The sequence below is a fragment of the Tundrisphaera lichenicola genome, from assembly GCF_051175385.1.
Classification (GTDB): domain Bacteria; phylum Planctomycetota; class Planctomycetia; order Isosphaerales; family Isosphaeraceae; genus Tundrisphaera; species Tundrisphaera lichenicola.
Genome location: NZ_CP195106.1, coordinates 3,056,395 through 3,075,061 on the forward strand (window position 1 = coordinate 3,056,395; position 18,667 = coordinate 3,075,061).

8 protein-coding genes are annotated in these 18,667 nt (G+C 67.2%); 6 read left to right on the forward strand and 2 right to left on the reverse strand.

Annotation, left to right across the window (positions count from 1 at the left end; translation table 11 throughout):
- Positions 1–31: 31 nt before the first annotated feature.
- From P12x_RS12105 to P12x_RS12115, 3 genes are all read left to right on the forward strand, one after another.
- Positions 32–6,154 (forward strand): GH36-type glycosyl hydrolase domain-containing protein, encoded by a 6,123-nt coding sequence (locus P12x_RS12105; protein WP_435011123.1) that lies wholly within the window; start codon positions 32–34, stop codon positions 6,152–6,154.
- Positions 6,155–6,202: 48 nt separating this feature from the next.
- The gene (locus P12x_RS12110) at positions 6,203–8,308 is read left to right on the forward strand and encodes a hypothetical protein (protein WP_435011124.1); all 2,106 of its coding nucleotides are present in this window, start codon (positions 6,203–6,205) and stop codon (positions 8,306–8,308) included.
- Between the two features lie 236 nt (positions 8,309–8,544).
- A complete protein-coding gene (locus tag P12x_RS12115; protein WP_435011125.1) occupies positions 8,545–9,888 on the forward strand; it encodes a hypothetical protein in 1,344 nt (447 codons plus the stop codon).
- Between the two features lie 136 nt (positions 9,889–10,024).
- Here the strand turns inward: P12x_RS12115 and P12x_RS12120 are convergent, their stop codons facing one another.
- A complete protein-coding gene (locus tag P12x_RS12120) occupies positions 10,025–11,083 on the reverse strand; it encodes a PPC domain-containing protein (protein ID WP_435011126.1) in 1,059 nt (352 codons plus the stop codon).
- A gap of 447 nt (positions 11,084–11,530) precedes the next feature.
- Between P12x_RS12120 and P12x_RS12125 the strand changes: the two genes are divergently transcribed.
- Genes P12x_RS12125 through P12x_RS12135 form a run of 3 tightly spaced genes read left to right on the forward strand, consistent with a single transcriptional unit; the run spans position 11,531 to position 15,444 of the window.
- The gene (locus P12x_RS12125; RefSeq protein WP_435011127.1) at positions 11,531–12,157 is read left to right on the forward strand and encodes a sigma-70 family RNA polymerase sigma factor; all 627 of its coding nucleotides are present in this window, start codon (positions 11,531–11,533) and stop codon (positions 12,155–12,157) included.
- Positions 12,138–15,053, forward strand: a complete 2,916-nt coding sequence (locus P12x_RS12130) for a protein kinase domain-containing protein (RefSeq protein ID WP_435011128.1) — start codon at positions 12,138–12,140, stop codon at positions 15,051–15,053. Before P12x_RS12125 ends, P12x_RS12130 begins: the two co-directional genes overlap by 20 nt.
- A 58-nt stretch (positions 15,054–15,111) precedes the next feature.
- Positions 15,112–15,444: a hypothetical protein gene (locus tag P12x_RS12135; protein WP_435011129.1), complete on the forward strand. Its 333-nt coding sequence runs from the start codon at positions 15,112–15,114 to the stop codon at positions 15,442–15,444.
- 34 nt (positions 15,445–15,478) lie between these two features.
- Here the strand turns inward: P12x_RS12135 and P12x_RS12140 are convergent, their stop codons facing one another.
- Complete coding sequence (locus tag P12x_RS12140; RefSeq protein ID WP_435011130.1) at positions 15,479–18,547, reverse strand: PVC-type heme-binding CxxCH protein; 3,069 nt, start codon at positions 18,545–18,547, stop codon at positions 15,479–15,481.
- Between the last annotated feature and the right edge of the window lie 120 nt (positions 18,548–18,667).

The following is an 18,667-nucleotide window of genomic DNA, read 5'->3' on the forward strand; positions in this document are numbered from 1 at the left end:
GCCGATCCGATCCCTGATGGAGGGTTGTCACGTGGTCAAGGAACGACTCGAGGGGCCGATTAGACAGGCCCTCCGCCGATCGCTGGTCCTGGCGATCCTGCTGATGACGCCGGCCGCGACCCCATCAAGGGCGGAGACCCCGCCGATCCGGCTCACGGACGCGACCCAGTCGGGCGTGTTCAACGTGGGGACCGGACAGGCGGTCGTCGGACGAGTGGCCGGCCCGGACGAGGGCCAGGAGGCCCTGAAACTCGACTTCACCCTGCCCCGGGGGACGGCCGCCGGGGTCTGGGCGAAGGCGTTCCCGGCGGGGCTCGACGCGAAGGGAATCGACGTCGTCGAGATGGCCGCCAAGATTTCTCCCGCCGAGGCCGCCCGGCAAGTCGAGGCTGTCCTGGAGATCAAGGGGGCCGCGGGGACCCAACGGATTCCCCTGGTCCTCGGCCCCGACTGGGCCCGATCCGAGCATCCGGTCGAGTGGTCGAAGGTCGGCGAGATCGGCGAAGTCGTCGTCGCCGTCAGCCGAACCGGAGACGCCGAGGTCGCGAACGGCTCGATTGCCCTCGCCATCCGGTTCGAGCCCCTCCCCTGGCTCCGGAAGCTCGGCGAGTCGCCGATCGCCCGGATCGGCGGGGTAATTTTGGCCAGCACCCTGGCGGCGCTCCTGGCCTTCCTCCTCGGGATGGGCCTTCGATCCGTCCCGAAGGCCGAAGGGGCGTTGCGAGACCTGGTCCAGGGGGTTGGGACGGTCCTGATCGTCGGGCTGGGGATCGCGGTCTTCGACCTCGGGGGTAAGGGGGCCGAGTCGGGCTGGGCCTCGATGGGCCTGGCCCTGGCGGGGGCGGGCGTGGCCGCCTGGTGGTCGGTGGGCCTGACCGGTCGGATGCTGACGCCGCTGGAAGCCTTCCGAGACGCGCTGGCGACCGGCCTGTTCGCGGCATCCGCGAGCCCCCTGGCGATCCTCCAGGCGCCGGGCTCCTGGGCCGATTTGCTGCTGTTGAGCCAGTTCGTCGGCGGGGTCGGGGTGGTGATATACCAGGCGGCCAATGCAGCCCGGCTGGCGATCTCGGGGCGGCATCTCGGGCCGATCTCGGGCGGCCTGATCGTCGGGACACCCTATGCGATCGGTTCGCTGGTCCTGCTCTCGACGGTCGGCCTGGTCCGCGAACTCGGGGGATTCCTCACCTTCGGGAGCCTGGCCGACTGGCCCGAGGTCCTGGGTTTCCTCGGGCGATCGGCGGTTTTGTTCGGGTTCAACGAGGTGGTCGCGCTGGGCCTGGGCCTGGCGACGAAGCGGACGGCCTTGAGGTCGATCCGGGGCCATCTTGGACTCCTGGCCGTGGCGGTCGCGGCGGCCGGGGCTCCCCACCTGGCGGACTACGGTTCGGGCGAGTTGGTGGCCTCGCTGGGCCCCTGGGGCCGTTGGATTGCGGCGGTCGTGATGACCGCGTTCTCGCAGGCGGGGCTCTGGGCCGAAGTCTACCTGATCACCGGCCTCTTGATGGACGCCATCCGGGGTGGGGCGCCTACCCGGGCCTCGGCGCTCGGAAATCCCTGGCTCGGCGCGAAGAAGGGCGTCGTCTACGCCGGGACGTTCATGGCGATCCTCTATGGCCTGGGAGCCCTGTCGACGGTCCCCGGTCTCTGGGCGTTGGCTCAACGATTCACCGTGCTGTCGGCGGTCCTGTTTGGTGCCCTGGCGTTTCCGATGATTAAGACGATCTTCGAGACCTTCGACGGCAGCCAGGGCTTCTTCCGGCGGGTCGCCCGGAGCTACGCGAATCCGCTCCTGTACGCCCGAGGGGCCGTGGTCGGCCTGGGCCTGGGACTGGGGATCGCCTTGGAGGTTTCGGCGTGGTCGATCGGTGGTCGATCGGCGTTCGGGTTCGGCTTCGGGTTCGCCGCATTCGCTGGGGTCGACTGGCTGGCCGACACCTTCGAGGCTTCCCGAGGCCGCGGGCGGGTCCAGACGCCTCGCTATTATGCCGTCCAGGGGCTCCTCGGCGGCTTCATCGGGGCGGCGATCGGGTTCTACTTCGACGCGGCCCAGGTACAGGTGGTGGTGGCCAAGTTCCACCGATATCTGGCCGTGAACACGGCCGCCGAGCACTTCGACGCCCGACCGCTGCTCTCGAAGTGGGGGTACATCGACCTCGGAACGCAGACCGGCGGGGTCAAGCTGCTGTTCGACGAGGCATTGCGGGGGGTGATCTCCTGGGCGGTCCCGGCCTGGCTCTTCGCGATCAATCGGACCTTCCTGGCGGCCTTCCTCCAGCGCGAGTCGACCCCGATCCGGGCCTTGTTCTCCCGGGCCGGGATGGTCAGCCTGACCGAGAACATGATCCAGGTCTTCCGGTGGGGCCTCTGGATGGCGCCCATCATCGAATCGTTCCTCCGGCCGATGGGAGACCCCACCTGGTACAACCAGGACGGCGCGATCCGGACCGTCTTCGCCACCTACCACGACCTCACCAGCACCCCCGGGGCCTTCCGGGCCTGGAGCCTCCAGGTCTTCACCTATCTCCTGGCCTACGACCTGATTCGCGTCCTGATCTGGGTCGATCACATGGGCCTGAGGGTCGCCACGCTGGTCAACCTGAGCTTCCTGGGGATGGACCGGCTCGACTCGCGGCTGGCCCGGTTCCTGGCCCCGGCCGCGACCGCCCGATGCATCCCCGAAGGCGTCAAGCGGTTCACCACCTGGGCCCCCCTGCTCATCCCGTTCTACATCCCCCGAGGGACCGACTGGGACGACGCCTGGAGCAAGTCTCAGGCGATCCAGCGCGACGAGGCGGGATTGATGGCGACCGTCGCCGCCTTGCCGACCCTCCAGCAAGTCCTGATCCTGATCGGTTCGGTCCTGGCCTTCACGGCCCTATTCTCGATCGTCCGGCTGATCGGGACCCGGATGGGTCCCAAGGGACCGACAAGGTGGTCGATCCGGAACACCGGGTACGAGGTCGGGCTCGACTCGACTGGCCAGGTCGTCGCCCAGTCCCTGGCGAAAGGCTACGACGTCTCTCGACGCTCTTACGATGGGCTCGACCCTGCCGGTCGCGCCCTCTTCGTCGTCGACGAGTCGGGGTCCTGGCCGGTGGTCGGCAACTTCCCGGGAGGCCGGGCGGGAGTTCCCTCGTTCGGGCGGGTGGATGATGCCCTGACGATCCACCGGGAAACCGACGGGCTCCGGGCCTCGGTCGAGATCAAGGTCGCGGGGCTCGACGACCCGGCGGAGGTCTGGGAGGTTACGGTCGAGAACTCGTCCGACTCGCCCCGGCCGATCCACGTGGTGCCCTACCTCGAATGGGTCCTGAACAAGCCCGACTCCGACCGGGGGCACACCCAGTACAACCGCCTGTTCGCCGAGATGGAGTACGCCTCGGGCCTCCACGCGGTCCTCGCCTGGGACAAACACGCCAGGGCGATGGGCGTGCTGGCCTCGAGCATCAAGCCCGAAGGGTTCCTGACCTCACGCGTCGACTTCATCGGCCGGGCCAGGAGCCTCCGGTCGCCGAGGGCGCTGGAGACCCTGGCATTCTCCGGGCATCAGGACACCGATGCCCACCCCACCTTCGACCCCATCGGCAGCCTCCTCTTGCCGATGGTCGTGCCGGCCCGCGGGTCGTCGAAGGTACGGCTCCTGATCGGCCTCGTCGCGGACAAGGCACGGGCGGTCGAACTGGTCGCGAAGTACCTGACGATCCCCGGGGCCGAATCACACCCGACCGATCGACGCCGGAAGGAGCGTCACTCGATCGGTCACGGAGAGATCCCGCCCGGCACCCCCCTGCCCTACGTCGAGTTCTCCGACGACGGGCGAACGATGAGGGTCCGGACCCCGTTCACGCCTCGACCGTTCGACCACACGATGTCCAACGCGCTGGGGCACGTCGTGAACGTCACCAATCGGGGCTTGCAGACGACGTCCAGCGTCAATGCCCAGCAGAACCGGATCACGCCCGACTGGTCCGACATCGTGACTCGCGAGGTCCCGCCCGAGGCGTTCTACCTCTACGATGTCGACGCCAAGGAATGGTTCTCGCCGACCTACCAGCCCCTGAATGACCCCTCAGCGACGTGCGAGGTCGATTACGCGGTCGACGGCACGGCCGTCTATCACATGAGCAAGGGTGAGATCGAGACGGAGTTGACGATCTTCGTCCCGCCCGACGAACCGGCGGGCCTCTATCTGTTGAAGGTGACGAATCACGGCCCGTCGCCGCGCCGGATGCGGGTCGCCTCCTACTTCCAGATCGTCCTGGCCAACCAGCCCGAATACTCCGGGCCGCTGGAGGTCGACTACGATCCGAAGACGCATGCCGTATTCTACGAAAACCCGCGGAACACCTTCCGGACCGGGCCGGCCTTCGTCGCCATGTCCCCCCGGTTCGAACATTCCGTCAAGCTCCGAGGCTGGTTCTTCGGCCCGGGGCGAGATGTCGCGCGTCCCAACTTCGTGGAGAGTGGGCACCATAGCTCCGACCAGCCCGAGGACGACCGACCGATTGCCGGTTTCCTGTCCAAGATCGAAGTCCCGGCGCACGGCGAATCCTCGATCGTGGTGGTCCTCGGCCAGGCCGACGATCGGGCCCGGGCCGAGGCGGTTATCCGCAAGTACGCCAACGTCAAGTCCGCCTCGGTGAGCCTCGACGAGACCCGCCGATGGTGGCTCGACCTGATGGACACCGTCCGGGTCCAGACCGACCACCCCGAGTTCGATCACTACCTCGACTGGCTCAAGTATCAGGCCCTGGCCGAGCGGATCTGGGCCCGCCGGGGGTTCTACCAGGCGAGCGGGGCCTTCGGCTTCCGCGACCAGTTGCAGGACTCGGTCAATCTACTCTGGATGGACCCAGCCTTGGCCCGGAAGCAGATCATCCTGCACGCCTCGCAGCAGTTCCTCGAAGGGGACGTGGTCCACTGGTTCCACCGACTCCAGGACGGCCGGACCGGTTTCGCGGCGCGGACGCACGCCTCGGACAACCTCCTCTGGCTCTGCTGGGGCGTGGTCGATTACGTCGGGGCGACCGGCGACCTCACCCTGCTCGACGAGCGGACGCCCTATCTCGAATCCGAACTCCCCTTCCCGCCACTGCCCGAGGGCAAGGCGGGGATGGGGTTCGACCCGCTCCGATCCACCCGCGAAGACACCATCTACCGCCATTGCCTCCGCGCGATCGACCTCGTGCTCGATCGGAGGATGGGGGCCCACGGGCTCCCCCTGATGGGCACCGGCGACTGGAACGACGGGCTCGACGAGATCGGCAGCGAAGGGCGAGGCGAGAGCGTCTGGCTCGGCTTCTTCCTGTACTACATCCTGGAACGGATGGCCCCGATCGTCGGCAAGCGAGAGGGGGACGCCCGCCAGGACCACTATCTCGAACGGCTCCGGAACCTGGGCGAAGCCCTCGAATCAACCTGGCGGGATGATCGCTATCTTCGAGCCATCAACGACGACGGGATCGAGATCGGCGTCAAGGACAGCGGGATCTGGGAGATCGACGCCCTGACCGCCGCCTGGGCCGTGATGGCCGGGATCAACCCCGGCCGAGGGCGGACCGTCTTCGAGACCGCCCTGCGGGTCCTGGAAAAGGAGGACACGATTCTTCTGGGCTGGCCCCCGCTCCGCGAGGACACCAAGCCGTATCTCGGACGGAGCAGTTCGTATCCCGAAGGGGTCCGCGAGAACGGGATGTACTGCCACGGGGTCCAGTGGCTCGTCGGGGCAGCACGGATCCTGGCCGATCAGGCCGCGAGTCAGGGACGCATGGACGAAGCCCAACGCTATCGCGAGGCCGCGTATCGACTCTGGAAAAAGATCGCCGCGATCGGCCACTCCGGGCCGGACCAGATCGAGATCTACGGGGGCCAGCCCAACCAGCAGGCGGCCGATATGGTAACCACCTTCGACCCCGGCAGGATGATCTGGAACGGATACACGGGGGCCGCCGGCTGGATGTTCCGCCAGGCGATCGAGGGCGTCCTGGGCTACCGACTCGTCGAAGGCCGGGTCGTGCCCCCGACCCAACCCGAAGCCGCCGCCGAACTGGGCGAGGTCCGGGTCGAGCGAGATGTTTCGGTGAGCCCCCTGCCCAACCCAATAGCGACAACTCATGAACACGCCATGACTCCCTCTCCCTCGGGGAGAGGATAGCCAGAAGGTGCGATCCGAGCGCCGTTCGTTTCAGCGAGGGGACAACCAATGCATCTCCGATCGAAGAGAACGCGGCGGTTCGCCGCGCGGATCTGGGCGTGGCTCGCGGCCCTGGCATCCGGGATCGGCGGGACGGCTCTGGCCGGGTCGAAGCCCGACCCGGACGGCTTCCCGACCCTACCGCCCGAGCACACCCACGCGCGGGCCCTCCTGGAAGGGACACTCCGCTACATCGCCCCCGCGAATCAACTGGTCGACCCGGCCTCGGGATATCCCGTCGAGGGTTGGAACCAGGACCCCAAGCGTGGGTTGTTCCTCCGGTCGTTCACCCAGCTCACCGCGATCGGCCTTTACATGGAGGTGCTCGCCAACGTCGCCGCCGGTCGGGCCGACACTCCCCACCTCTCGCGCGAGGAGGCCAGTGCCCAGCTCGCCCACCTCGTCAAGACGCTCCGGCAGGACCAGCAAGACCCGACGCTCGCGGCCGAGGGGCTGCTCGGCAACTTCCTCGACCTGGCCACCGGCAAGCGGCTGGGGCCGCTGGCCTCCAACGTCGACAAATCCAAATTCGCGGATACTTTCGGACCCGCCAGGGGCGAAGCGCTCTGGAAGGCCCTCGTCGAGGCAGGATGGCTGGTCCCCCGGAAGGACGGGCAGGAGGCAGACATCACTCGTGGGGCGAAATACGGCTACGAACATTTCGAAGGCCCGCTCGCCCCATTTCGCGACGAGGCGACCCGCCAGAAAGCCCTGGCGATCCTCGACGCTCGCGTGGTGATGCTGATCTTCGGCGACAACTCCAACCTCTCGGCCTCGGCGGCCAGGACGATCGGGGCGCTGCTCACGCCCGAGGTCAGGGACCAGCCCGGGATCGCCGCGATCCGCGATCAGCTCGAACAGTTCCTCGAAGCCCAGCAGCCCGGCTATTCCCGGCTCTACGACCGCGAGGGGGGCCTGTTCTACTTCGGCTGGGACGCGACCCGCGACCGCCTCTTCGGCTGGGACGACCTCCAGGGGGCTCGCGTGATCGGGCACATGGACTACCTCGTCAACGAGTTCCGCGGGCCCGCCACCTTCGTCGCCGCCCGGTATGACCTGCCGACCGACGCGATCGCCAACCTCGGTTTCAAGATGAAACCTTATCGAACCGCGGATGGTCGCGAGTTGTATGTGCTCGCCCCCTGGGAGGGCTCGGCCTTCCAGGGTTTCGGGCTCGGCCTGAGCCTGGACGAGTCGAACCGACCGAGCTGGCGCAGCCTCCTGACGAACATGGTCGAAATCGAAGTGGACTTCGCCACCCGCAAGGGTCTCCCCGGGTTCCTCTCCGAGTCGTACACCGGAGACGGGACCCAGTACACCGGGAGCGTCGGCATCCCCGAGATCACCGTCAGCCCTCGCCCTCGGATCACCGACGCCGCCTCGCTCTACACCCTGGGCGCGGCCTACTCGGTCGAGCCCGCCAGGGTCGAGACGTTCCTGGCCGCCCAGTGGCCGGTCATCTCCGGCCTGATCACCGACCATGGCCCCTGGGAAGGGTATAACGTCGACCACAAGAAACCGATCGAGTTCCAGACCACCGCGCACACGCTGGCCCTGCTCCTCGGCCTGATCGGCCAGGGTTCGGACGACATGCTTCGCTATCTCGACGCGAAGGGACTCGGCCCGAAGCTCTCCGCCTTCTTCGAGCCGGGAGCCGGTGCCGACTTGCTGTCAGGCCCGACCTCGACCTACGCCTGGACCGCCAAGGGGAGCGAACTCCGGTCGGGCAAGGAAGAGGGGGCGTTCCGGGCCAGGGGAGAAGACCTGACCCAGCTCGGGATCGCCTTCGTCACGCCCGACCCGAAAGGCGTGAACCTTTCCGGAGGTGTCCTGACTCTCCGTTACCGTTCGAGCGGCGCCATCGACCCGCTCACGATCGACCTCAAGCCCCAGAAGTCGCATCCCGGCCTGATCACCCGCCAGATCTTCGCCCGGCTGGCCGATACCGGGAGCGGCGAGGCCGAGATCCGCGTCCCCTTGCCGGCCACGCCCGGACTGGCCCAGATCAAGGAAGTCGTACTCTTCCACGAGCGGGCCGAGAAGGGGCCGATTGACCTGTCGATTACCCGATTTTTCATCGAGCCGTCGAAACATCGACAAAGAATCAACGACTAATCACACTCATCGGCTTTCGTCGCCCCCGATCCTTGTCGCCCGGGTCGGCCTCGTGCTATCGTGAGATCGACCCTTCTCGGCGGCCTTCCCCGGCCGCTCGCGCCCGGCCTCACCGCGATCTCCCGAGACCGGACGAACGCCCCGAGCGAACGAGTCGATGTCGCCGACGAACCTCAGGCCCCTCCCCTCGGGGCCTTTGCCAGGTCCGTCGTCCCCTTTCGCGAAGGACGAGCGGGATGAGGATTGCAATCGCGCGGGCGGCCCTGGCCTGCGCCCTGGGGTCATCCCCCGGATGGGCCGAGGAGAAGGCCGAGACCCCCACATACACCCGGGACGTCGCCCCGATTCTGCGTGCCAGATGCCAGGAATGTCATCGACGCGATCAGGTCGGGCCTTTCCCGCTGGATACCTACGAGCAAGCCCGGAAGCGTGCGGAAGACCTCGTCGAGGTGATCACGGACCGGCGGATGCCGCCCTGGAAGCCGGCCTCGGGATTCGGCCCGAAGCTCCGGCATGACCGGGCTCTCAGCACGCAAGAAGTGGCCACCATCACCAAGTGGGTCGCCGCGGGTTCCCCGGCCGGCGAGGATCGCGACCTCGCCCCGGCCCGACCGTTCGGCGAAGGGTGGACCCTGGGCACCCCCGACCTCGTCCTCGAACCACTCGAAGACTTCGCGATCCCCGCCAGCGGCCCCGATATTCATCGATGCTTCGTGATCCCGACCGACCTCCCGACCGACGTCTACATCTCGGCCGTCGAGTACCGTCCGGGCAATCGCCGGGTGGTCCATCACCTGATGGCCTTCATCGAGACCGCCGGGGCGGGGCGAGCCCGCGATTCGGCCGACCCGGGCCCTGGGTATGACTCGTACTCGGGCGCGGGGGTCGATATCGTGGGGGACCTCGGCGGCTGGGCACCCGGCAACGAGGCGTCGCACCTGCCCGAGGGCGTGGGCCGATCGCTCCCACGAAAGGCCGACGTGATCCTCCAGATCCACTATCATCCCGGCGGCAAGCCCGCGGTCGACCGGACCCGGATCGGCCTCTATTTCTCGAAGAAGTCGGTCCGCCAGACCCTCCAGTGGAAGGGCGTGATGACCGACAAGATCCGACTGCCCGCAGGAGAGCCGGACATCAAGGTCAAGGCGAGGTGGTTCGTCCCCGTCGGGGTCGACCTCCTGGCCATCGCGCCTCACATGCACCAACTGGGACGCGACATGAAGGTCACGGCCACATACCCAGATGGCCGGTCGATCGACCTGATCCACATCCCCGACTGGGATCCCGACTGGCAAGGGACCTATACGTTCGAGACCCCGATTCCTCTCCCCAAGGGCTCGACGATCCACGTCGTCGGCCGGTTCGACAACACCGATCGGCCGGCCAACCCCCACCAACCGCCCCGGCTCGTCAAGTTCGGCCCGGCCTCGACCGACGAGATGTGCGTGGCCTACCTCGCCATCGTCAAGTCGGGCCAGGATCTCACGAAGCCCGGCGAGCGTGACGACCTCTTCGCGATCCTGGTCGATCAATACTGGCGAGGGATCAAGCGCGATGCCATGAATCGGCGTCGGCGATGAGGGCGCGACGCGACCGAGAGCACTCCGGATGGGACGGAGGAATCTCGACGCCCCGACCCGCATCAGAGAGCCGGGGCGAGGAGGTCGTCATTCTGAGTTGAGACTTCCTCCTCGACTCGTCGAAGACTGGCGATCTTCACAACCGGACCTGGGCCAGCACTCCGTTCAATCGGTTGGTGATCGCCACGCGAATCTCCTGCTCGACCCGAACGCGGACCTCCGGGCCGAACCGATCGACCGCCTGGACCAGGAAGTCGCCCAGCGCCCGGGCGGCCGATCCGCCCAGTCCGCTGATCCGGTCGACTCGGATATCGGTGAGGTTCGCCCGCTGCGACCGGATCACCTTGGCCGAGAGATGGCCCCCGCCGAACGAGATGCCGATCGTCGCCCCGCCGGAGAACTTCGCCCGAGCCTCGCCGCTGACCGAGCCGATTTTCTTCTTGCCGAAAGGCGTGGAGACGGAGATGTCCCGACTACCCTTGGCGCGAACAGCCCCGCCGATCCCGACGTCGATGAGCACCTGGCTCCCGGAAACCCGAAGGTTCGTCAGGCGAACCGAAGCCGACTCGATCTTGACCGAACCACCGCCGATATCCTGCGCCGGGGTGTTCACGATCTCCTGCTCGGCCGCTCGCTGGATCCCCGGCAAGGCGGCATTGATCAGCGGCTTGATCGCCCTGAGGATTTCCGAGGCCGTCGGATTGGCGTTGCTGGTCCCCCCTCCACCGGAAGCGGGGCTGCCGGAAACCTGCTTCACGCTCAGCCTGTAATCGCTCCGAGCCCCGCTCGTGGCGGGGAAGATCTTCACGAAGTAGGTGCCGCCGGCCAGATTGGTCGTCTTCAGCTCCGACCTGGTCCCGGCGTTGTCCTCCACCGCCCCGATCCGGCTCCCGTCGCTCCTGAGCAGTTCGAAGTCGAGGTCATCCCGCAGATTCGTGAGGCGGATCTGGAACTGTCCTCGACCCGCCACGAATTTGTAATAGTCCCTCGGGTCGGTCCCTCCCACCGAACCATCGAAGGTCTTGGTCCCCTTGATGGTCCCGAGATTGGTCGCCCCAGAGCGGCTGTCATTGCTGGTGGGGGTGGCCAGGGCGACCAGGGCCGCCCCCGCGGAGGTCGATAGGAGCTCTCGTCGATCGAGCGATTCTCCCGAAGGTTTCCAGGTCCGTCGGGGTCGTCGTTGGGTGCAACTCATGGGAGGTTTCCTCCATCCTCTCGATTGGGTGGGAAAAAGCGATCAGCCCCCGACAATGCCGCCATCCCCGGTCGGCCGACGAGGGGCGGGGGTATGGGCTCGCGGGGCGGAGAAAACGGGTTGGTCCGGCAGCGTCGGCGGAACAACCCGTGAAAATGTTGGCCAGGGTCTGGTCGGGGGGGGAACGCCCGATGGCGACCGCCCCACTGCCCTCGAGACCCTTCGCACAACCGGCAAGCCAGACCGACATCGTTTGGCCTGGGGTCGATCCTGCCGGCCGGTCGGCTTCCGTTACATCGCTCCCCCGGATTCGGGGGAAATCAACGGGATAACGGCTCCCGTTCCGGAGTCCGAGAGGTTATAGATGGTTCGATCGCGAATTCATCCGGGAATCTTGTAACCATCCCGGCCCGCCCGGCAGGATTGGATCGAGAGGGGGAGGTGATCGTGACCGATTCCACCGAAGATCCGGACACCACCGCCCTGCTCCACACGGCGGTGGCGGGCGACCAGGCGGCGCTGGGCCGGCTCCTGGATCGGTACCGGCCGAGCCTCCGTCGGATGGTCGCCGGTCGCCTGGATTCTCGGATCGCGGTCCGTCAGGATCCGTCCGATATCCTCCAGGAGGCCTTTGCCGATGCCTGGCACAAGTTGGCGACTTACACGAGAGACCGCCCGATCCCGTTCTACCCCTGGCTCCGCCGCCTGGCCGAGGAGAAGATCCTGCAAGCTCGCCGAAAGGCCCTCGCCCAGTGTCGGACACCGAGACGCGAGAGGCACGAAGGGCGACCGACGGGCTCCGGTTCGGATTGGCTCCTGGCCGATCGCTTGATTTCTCACGATACCAGCGCATGCGGGAGGATCATTCGAGAGGAAACTCACCGGCAACTACTCGAGGCGCTGGATCGACTCTCGGAGGCCGACCGACAAGTCCTGGTGCTCCGCTACCTGGGGGATCTCGGCTTCGCCGAGATTGCCAGCACCCTGGGGATCACCGAGAACGCCGCCAAGGTCCGACACTTCCGCGCTCTGGTGCGGGTCCGCGAGGTGATGGATGGGAACGACCCGAGGTGACGTCGACGGGCCGGCCGACGATGGAGGCGAGCAACCGGACGTTTCCCTCGACCCATTCCTGATCGACTGGGCTGCCGGGCTGGCCGATCGGATCCGGGCCGGCGATGCGATCGACATCGAGGAGATCGCCCAGGCCTACCCGGATCGTGCTGAGATGCTCCGACGCCTGATCCCGACCATCGAGCTCATGGCCTCGTTGGGAAGCTCGAAGCCGACAGATGCCGGCAAGGGTCGGACACCGGACGCGGAGCCGGCGTTGGGGATCCTCGGCGACTTCCAACTGGTCCGCGAATTGGGCCGGGGCGGGATGGGAATCGTCTACGAGGCCCGCCAGCTCTCGCTCGGCGGGCGTCGGGTCGCCCTGAAGATCCTGCCGGCCGCCTCGGCGCTGGACCCCCGACAGATCCGCCGATTCGAGGTCGAAGCCCAGGCTGCGGCCAGCCTCGATCACGAGCATATCGTCCCGATCTACGCAGTCGGCCGGGAACGCGGAGTGCCCTACTATGTCATGAAATTGATCGAAGGCCGCAGCCTCGCCTCGGTGGTCCGCGAACTCCGCAAGCTCGATCCGCTCGGCCCCATCGTCGACGAGGGCGAAGCTCCGGTCGACGAAGAGAGTGACGACGTGTTGGCCTCGACGCTGGCTTACGAGATGGCGTCGGGACGGCTCGGCCCCGACGAATCTCCGGGGAAGGCGACGGACAACTCGGCGGCGATCGATCCTCCCCCGGCCCGAGTCGAAGCGGAGGGCATCGGACCTTCGACGGGTCGGAGGTCCTCGGGAAGCGACCGGGCCTACTTCCGGACCGTCGCCCGGCTGGGCATCCAGGCGGCCGAGGCGCTGCACCATGCCCACCTCGAAGGGGTTCTTCACCGGGACGTCAAGCCCGCCAACCTGCTGGTCGACGGCCGGGGGAACCTCTGGATCACCGATTTCGGTCTGGCCAGGCTCCGGGGCGACAGCGAGCTGACCCGGACGGGAGACCTGATCGGCACGCTCCGCTACATGAGCCCCGAGCAGGCCCTGGGCCGACGAATCTCGGTCGACCAGCGGACCGACGTCTATTCGCTGGGGGCGACGCTCTACGAGCTATTGACGCTCCGGCCGGCCTTCGGCGGCGACGACCGGGCCTTGATCCTCCGCCGGATCGCCGAGGAGGAGCCGAGGCCCCCCCGTCGGCTCAACCGCTCGATCCCGCGCGACCTGGAGACCATCGTGCTCAAGGCGATGGCCAAGGATCCGTCGAGCCGATATGCCTCGGCCGGGTCGCTGGCCGAAGACCTGGGCCGGTTCTGGAATGGCACCCCGATCCGGGCGCGACGGTCCCCATTCTGGAGACGGGCGTCCTCCTGGGTCCGATCTCATCGGGTCACCTCAACCCTGATCGCCTCGGCCCTGGTGATCCTCCTCATCGCCGCCTCGGCCTGGTTCGGGATCCGGAGAATCGAGGTCGATTCCCTGATCGGGCGGCTCGAATCGGCACGCCTGGTCGACCTAATCGAGATCGTCCCTCGGCTCGACCTCTCGGATCGTTCGGTCGTCGATCGACTCGGCCGGCTCTACGCCGACGGGGACCCCGCCCAGAAACTCGCCGCCGCGCTGGCGCTGGCCCCGATCCGCGAGGATTGCAAGACCCATGCCCTCGACCGATGCCTGGACGGAGAACCCGACCAGCTCAGGATCCTGGCGCCCCTCCTGAGGGGCCGGATCGCCGAGGCACTGGAATCCCGACTCGTGGAGAAAAGGGGGACGATCCCGCCGATCGATCCTCCCTCGACGTTCGAGGCCGATCGCAGGCGGGCCAACGCCGAGTGCATCCGGATCATCCTGGGTCAGACCGACCCCGAATGGTCAATCCTGGAGTATTCCCCCGACCCGCAGGCCCGCTCGTTCTTCATCGGGGCGATCGGGCCGGCCGGCGTTGACCCTGCTCGTCTGATCGCCCGACTGGACGACCCTTCGACGAGCGACCCCGCCCGAGCCGCCATCATCCAGGCCCTCGAAGCGGTCCCGGCGGGCGAATGGCCCCCCAGGCTGAGGGATGCGACCAGGATGCGGCTCCTGAAACTGTACCGCGACGATCCCGATTCGGGAGTCCACGGCTCCGCCAAGTGGATGCTCGGGCGGTGGGGACTCGCGGTCGACCGATCGAAGATCGACGAGGAGCTCAAGGGCACTCGGGCCGACGACGCTCGATTTCGGTGGCGGATCAGTCGCGAGGGCCTGACGTTCGTCACCGTGGAGGACCCGGCCCTCGGTCGCGTGATCGAGGTCTCCGATGCCGAGATCACGGTCGAGATGTATCGACGATTCCGGCCCGATGCCGAATACAGCAAGGAGTTCAGCCCGGAGAAATCGTGCCCGATCAATGGAGTTTCATGCATCGACGCGATGGAATTCTGCAACTGGATCACGAAGCAGGAAGGGATCGACCCGGGGCAGATTTGCTACGAGGGCTCGGGGAACGAGGTGCCCGCCATCCTGCCGAAGACCGGGCATCTCGACCTCGCCGGGTTCCGCCTGCCAACCGGGCCGGAGTTCGACTCGTTCTGTTCGGCCGGGACCCGAACCCGCCGATATTTCGGCGACTCCGACCTCCTCCTCGATCGCTATGCCTGGACGAGACTGAGCCCGGAACTCGGGGCCCGACCGGTCGCCGGCAAGATCCCCAATGACTTCGGCCTCTTCGACACGCTCGGAAACATCCAGGAATGGTGCGAGGCCCGGGCGCCAATCGATTCCGACGGCCGCCATACCGCCGATCTCCGCGGGACCTGGTTCGGTTGGAGCCCACCTCGCGAGGTCGATCGCCATTCCGCCTTCCCGAACATCTACCAGGACACCAGGAACCCGATGAATGGGTTCCGCGTGGTCCGCACCAAATCCGTCCGCTAGAATCTCGCCTCGATCGGATTTCTTTCGTCACGACGGACTACGACAAGGACTAATGCAGATGGCCGCATTCCTGCCACGCGACGTATCTCGCTGGGTCGTCCAGGGGGGAGCCTGGCTCCCCGCCGACAAGCCCCTAGTCGTCGCCCATTACACCGTAGCCACCACATTCGTCAACAATGGAAAGGTCATCGATGGCGCGAAGACCGGGCTATCGCACGAGGATTTCTCGGCCCTCAAGGCGAAGTTCCCCGACGAGGTTGTCGACCTGGGGAACGGCGAGTTCACCCTCCCCCTGGTACCGGTGGGGACGGTGATCGACATCACCCCCGAACCCTCCGCAGTCGCGGCGGAGAGTGCCAAGGGCGCCGACTGGAAACCGGCTCCAGAATAACCGGATCGACCGTCACTTCCTCGAAGGCTGATGGTTACTCCTTCTCCTCGGGAAGTGGCACCTGGGTGGGGTGCTTCAGGTAGGCGATCAGGTCGCGGACCTCATCTCTGGAGAGTGCATCGAGCTGCCCTTCGGGCATGATCGAGAGCGGCGAGGGATCGATTCGTTCGACCTCGCCCCGCTCCAGGACGAAGGCTTCGGTCGGCGACTGTAGGGTGATTGTCCGGTCGGATCGGGAGCGGACCAGACCGTTGAGGACCCGGCCATCGCCCATCGAGACGACCGACATCCGGAAGTCGGCGTTGACCACGGCGCTGGGGTCGACCATGTTTTCCAGGAGATAATCGAGGTTATCGCGCCCCGAGCCGGTCAGGTCGGGGCCGATCGCGCCGCCGTGGCCGTAGAGCTTGTGGCACGAGGCGCAGGTCTTGTTGAAAAGGGTTCGACCTCGGCCCAGGTTGGCCGCCTCAAGGGTCTCGGTCGTGAGCTGGGCCTTGAGCCGCTCCATCGCCCGTCGTTTGTCAGCGGCCGAGTCTCGGAGTTCGCCCCAGGTCTCGGCCAGTTGCTTCGAGAGCGACGGGTCGCCCAGACTCCGGATCTGGCGGGCCTGGAAGGCCGAGATGTCCCCCCGGGGGATCGCGCCGCCGGCAACCTGATCGAGCAAGGATCGGGCGAAGGCCGGGCGTGAGGCCAGGGCGTCGATCAAGGCGGATCGTTCCGACGGGTGGAAGCTCCGGTAGTTCGCGGCCAGGGTCTTGCCGATCTCCGGATCGTCGAAGAGGGTCAGCCCCCCGGCGGCGGTGGCGTTCAGGAACCGGACGCGGACCAGCTTCTCGCAGATCGATCGGAGGTCGGCCGGTCGGGCCTCGATCAACCCCCGGAGGGCCGACCGTCGGGATTCCAGATCCGCCTTGTCGTCGAGGGCCAATCGCTTCAGGCCATCCAGGGCCCGGCCGTCGCCGAAGAGGACGTTCAGGTCGCGGAGCTGTTCCAGGTCCGAAGGCTCCCGGCTCGTGCCCACCCTGTCCGCGAAGGCGGTCCAGGAAGCGGGCTTCCGGGCCTTCCGCCAGCCGAGGAGCCCCTCGGCCAGCCCTCGAAGCACATCAAGCCTCAAGGCCGGGTCATCACCGGACGCGGACCGGCTCAGGAGGTCGTCGATCGGCCCAGGGTTCCGCTCGAGGTCCTCGGCCAGTCTCCGGGCGATCAGGCGTCGGGTTGTGGGCAAGGTACAGTTCGAGCCGAGCCGCGCCAGGGTCGAGGGATCGGCGTCGGCGACCGGGATCAGTCCGTACCAGATCATCAATGGTTGATTGTGGTCGGAGGCATCCTCCGACCGGGCCAGGAGGGGCTCGGCCAGCGCGGGGCGATCCGCGACCGGGAGCCGCTGGAGGGTCGAGGACAGGATCAGCCGGACCAGGCCCGAGTCGTCCTCGCGGGCCATCCGGGCGAACTCACCAAGAAGTTCGGGGCCCGGACCAGCGTCCGGGCCGGGCCTACGGCTCATCACGGTGTCCAGGGGCGAGTCGTCGGTCAGCAGTCGGATCGCCCAGGCTCGGATCGACTCATGATCGTGATGGAGGAGCGGTTGGAGAAGTTCCACATCAGTCTTCCCGATGACGTGGAGCGACCAGAGCGACCGGAGCTTCCGGATCGGGTCGGGGTCCCCTTCGAGGATCAACTTCAAGCCCTCGGCGGCCCCTTCGAGCTGATCGCCCCGGGCCAGTCGGTCGGCAAGCTGTCGGCGGGCCATCCGGACGTACCAGTCATTGGGATGGCGGTGGAGGTCGACCAGGGCGGCGACACCCAGCTTGGCGAGGTCGCCGATCGGGGCATGCTTCGGATCGCCGTAGGAGAACTTGAAGATCCGGCCCGAGGTCCGGACGACCCCGGTACTCTCGTGGCACTCGCCCGAGTCGTTCCAGTCGAGGACGAAGACGTTGCCGTCGGGGCCGGAACCCAGATCAATCCCGCGAAACTGGGGATCGGCGGCGAAGAAACGGTCGGGATCGTGGCGGCCGACGTACCCGCTCCCCGAGCGTTCGAGCCGCTCGACGTTGGCCCGCCGACCGTGGAAGTTGAGGGTGAATAGCTTACCCCGATCCTGGTCGGGCCACCGATCGCCGGCGTAGATCATGACGCCGCTGTGGGCGTGTCCTCCCCCTCGTCGGTCATGCTCGGGGCTGGGATTCCTCGAGTCGGCCCAGCCTTTGGAGCTGTCCCAGTGGACATGGTCGGCGTGCTGGTCGATCGCGAGATAGGCGCGAGGATTGGGGTCGATCGTGTGGGGGCGGACCAGGTGCATCCCGGCGACGGCGTGCCAGAGATGGCCGTTCACGGTGTTGATGAAGAAGGCCTCGCCGACGGCGTTCCAGTCGTGGCCCCAGGGGTTGGTGGTCCCGGAGACCAGGGCCTCGAAACGCTTGGTCTTCGGGTGGAATCGCCAGAGTCCGCCCATCAGGGGAACTCGGTCCTCATCGGGCGTGCCGGGCCGACCGATCCGGCCGGGGGCCGAGGCGCCGCATCGCCCGTAGAGCCAGCCGTCGGGTCCCCATCTGAGACCGTTGGCGAAATTGTGGTAATTCTCGGCGGGCACCGTGAACCCGTCCAGCACGACCTCGGCCGGGCCGTCGGGCCGGTCGTCGCCGTCGGCATCGGGAACGAAGAGGACTTGCGGCGGGCAGAAGAGCCAGGCTCCCCCGAGTCCGACCTCGACGCTGGTGAGCATCTGGACCTCGTCGGTGAAGACGGTCCGTCGCTCGGGTTTGCCGTCGGAGTCGGCGTCCTCGAAGATCAGGACACGGTCGCGGTGCCGGAGGTCGAAGCGGGCCGACCGCTCGGCGTAGGTATAGTTCTCGGCGATCCAGAGTCGCCCTCGGGAGTCCCAGGCCATCGCGATCGGGTTGCGGACCTCGGGCTCGGCGGCGAAGATCCCGACCCGGAACCCCTCGGGGACCCGAAACCCCGAAGCCGCAAGGTCGGCAGGCATCACGGGTTTGATCTCCGTCTCGGTGTCGATGACCTCCGGGAAGTCGCCGGCGGGACTCGACGAAGCGGCGACGATCGAGATCATCAGGACCAGCCAGGCCGGGGTATTGCGCGTCATGGGTGGGGCTCGGCGTCGGGGGTGTGATTCCAGGATCGGTTCAGCATAGCGGAGCGGCCTACAGGCGTCACGATCCGGTTTGTCAAGGCGACCTTCAGAATCGGCCAGATCCGGCCGATA

What these genes read in the sequence shown, in the direction of transcription:
- P12x_RS12110 (WP_435011124.1), top strand. Translation starts at nt 6,203, where the DNA reads ATGCATCTCCGATCGAAGAGAACGCGGCGGTTCGCCGCGCGGATCTGG.
- P12x_RS12115 (WP_435011125.1), top strand. Translation starts at nt 8,545, where the DNA reads ATGAGGATTGCAATCGCGCGGGCGGCCCTGGCCTGCGCCCTGGGGTCA.
- P12x_RS12120 (WP_435011126.1), bottom strand. Translation starts at nt 11,083, where the DNA reads ATGAGTTGCACCCAACGACGACCCCGACGGACCTGGAAACCTTCGGGA.
- P12x_RS12130 (WP_435011128.1), top strand. Translation starts at nt 12,138, where the DNA reads ATGGGAACGACCCGAGGTGACGTCGACGGGCCGGCCGACGATGGAGGC.
- P12x_RS12135 (WP_435011129.1), top strand. Translation starts at nt 15,112, where the DNA reads ATGGCCGCATTCCTGCCACGCGACGTATCTCGCTGGGTCGTCCAGGGG.
- P12x_RS12140 (WP_435011130.1), bottom strand. Translation starts at nt 18,547, where the DNA reads ATGACGCGCAATACCCCGGCCTGGCTGGTCCTGATGATCTCGATCGTC.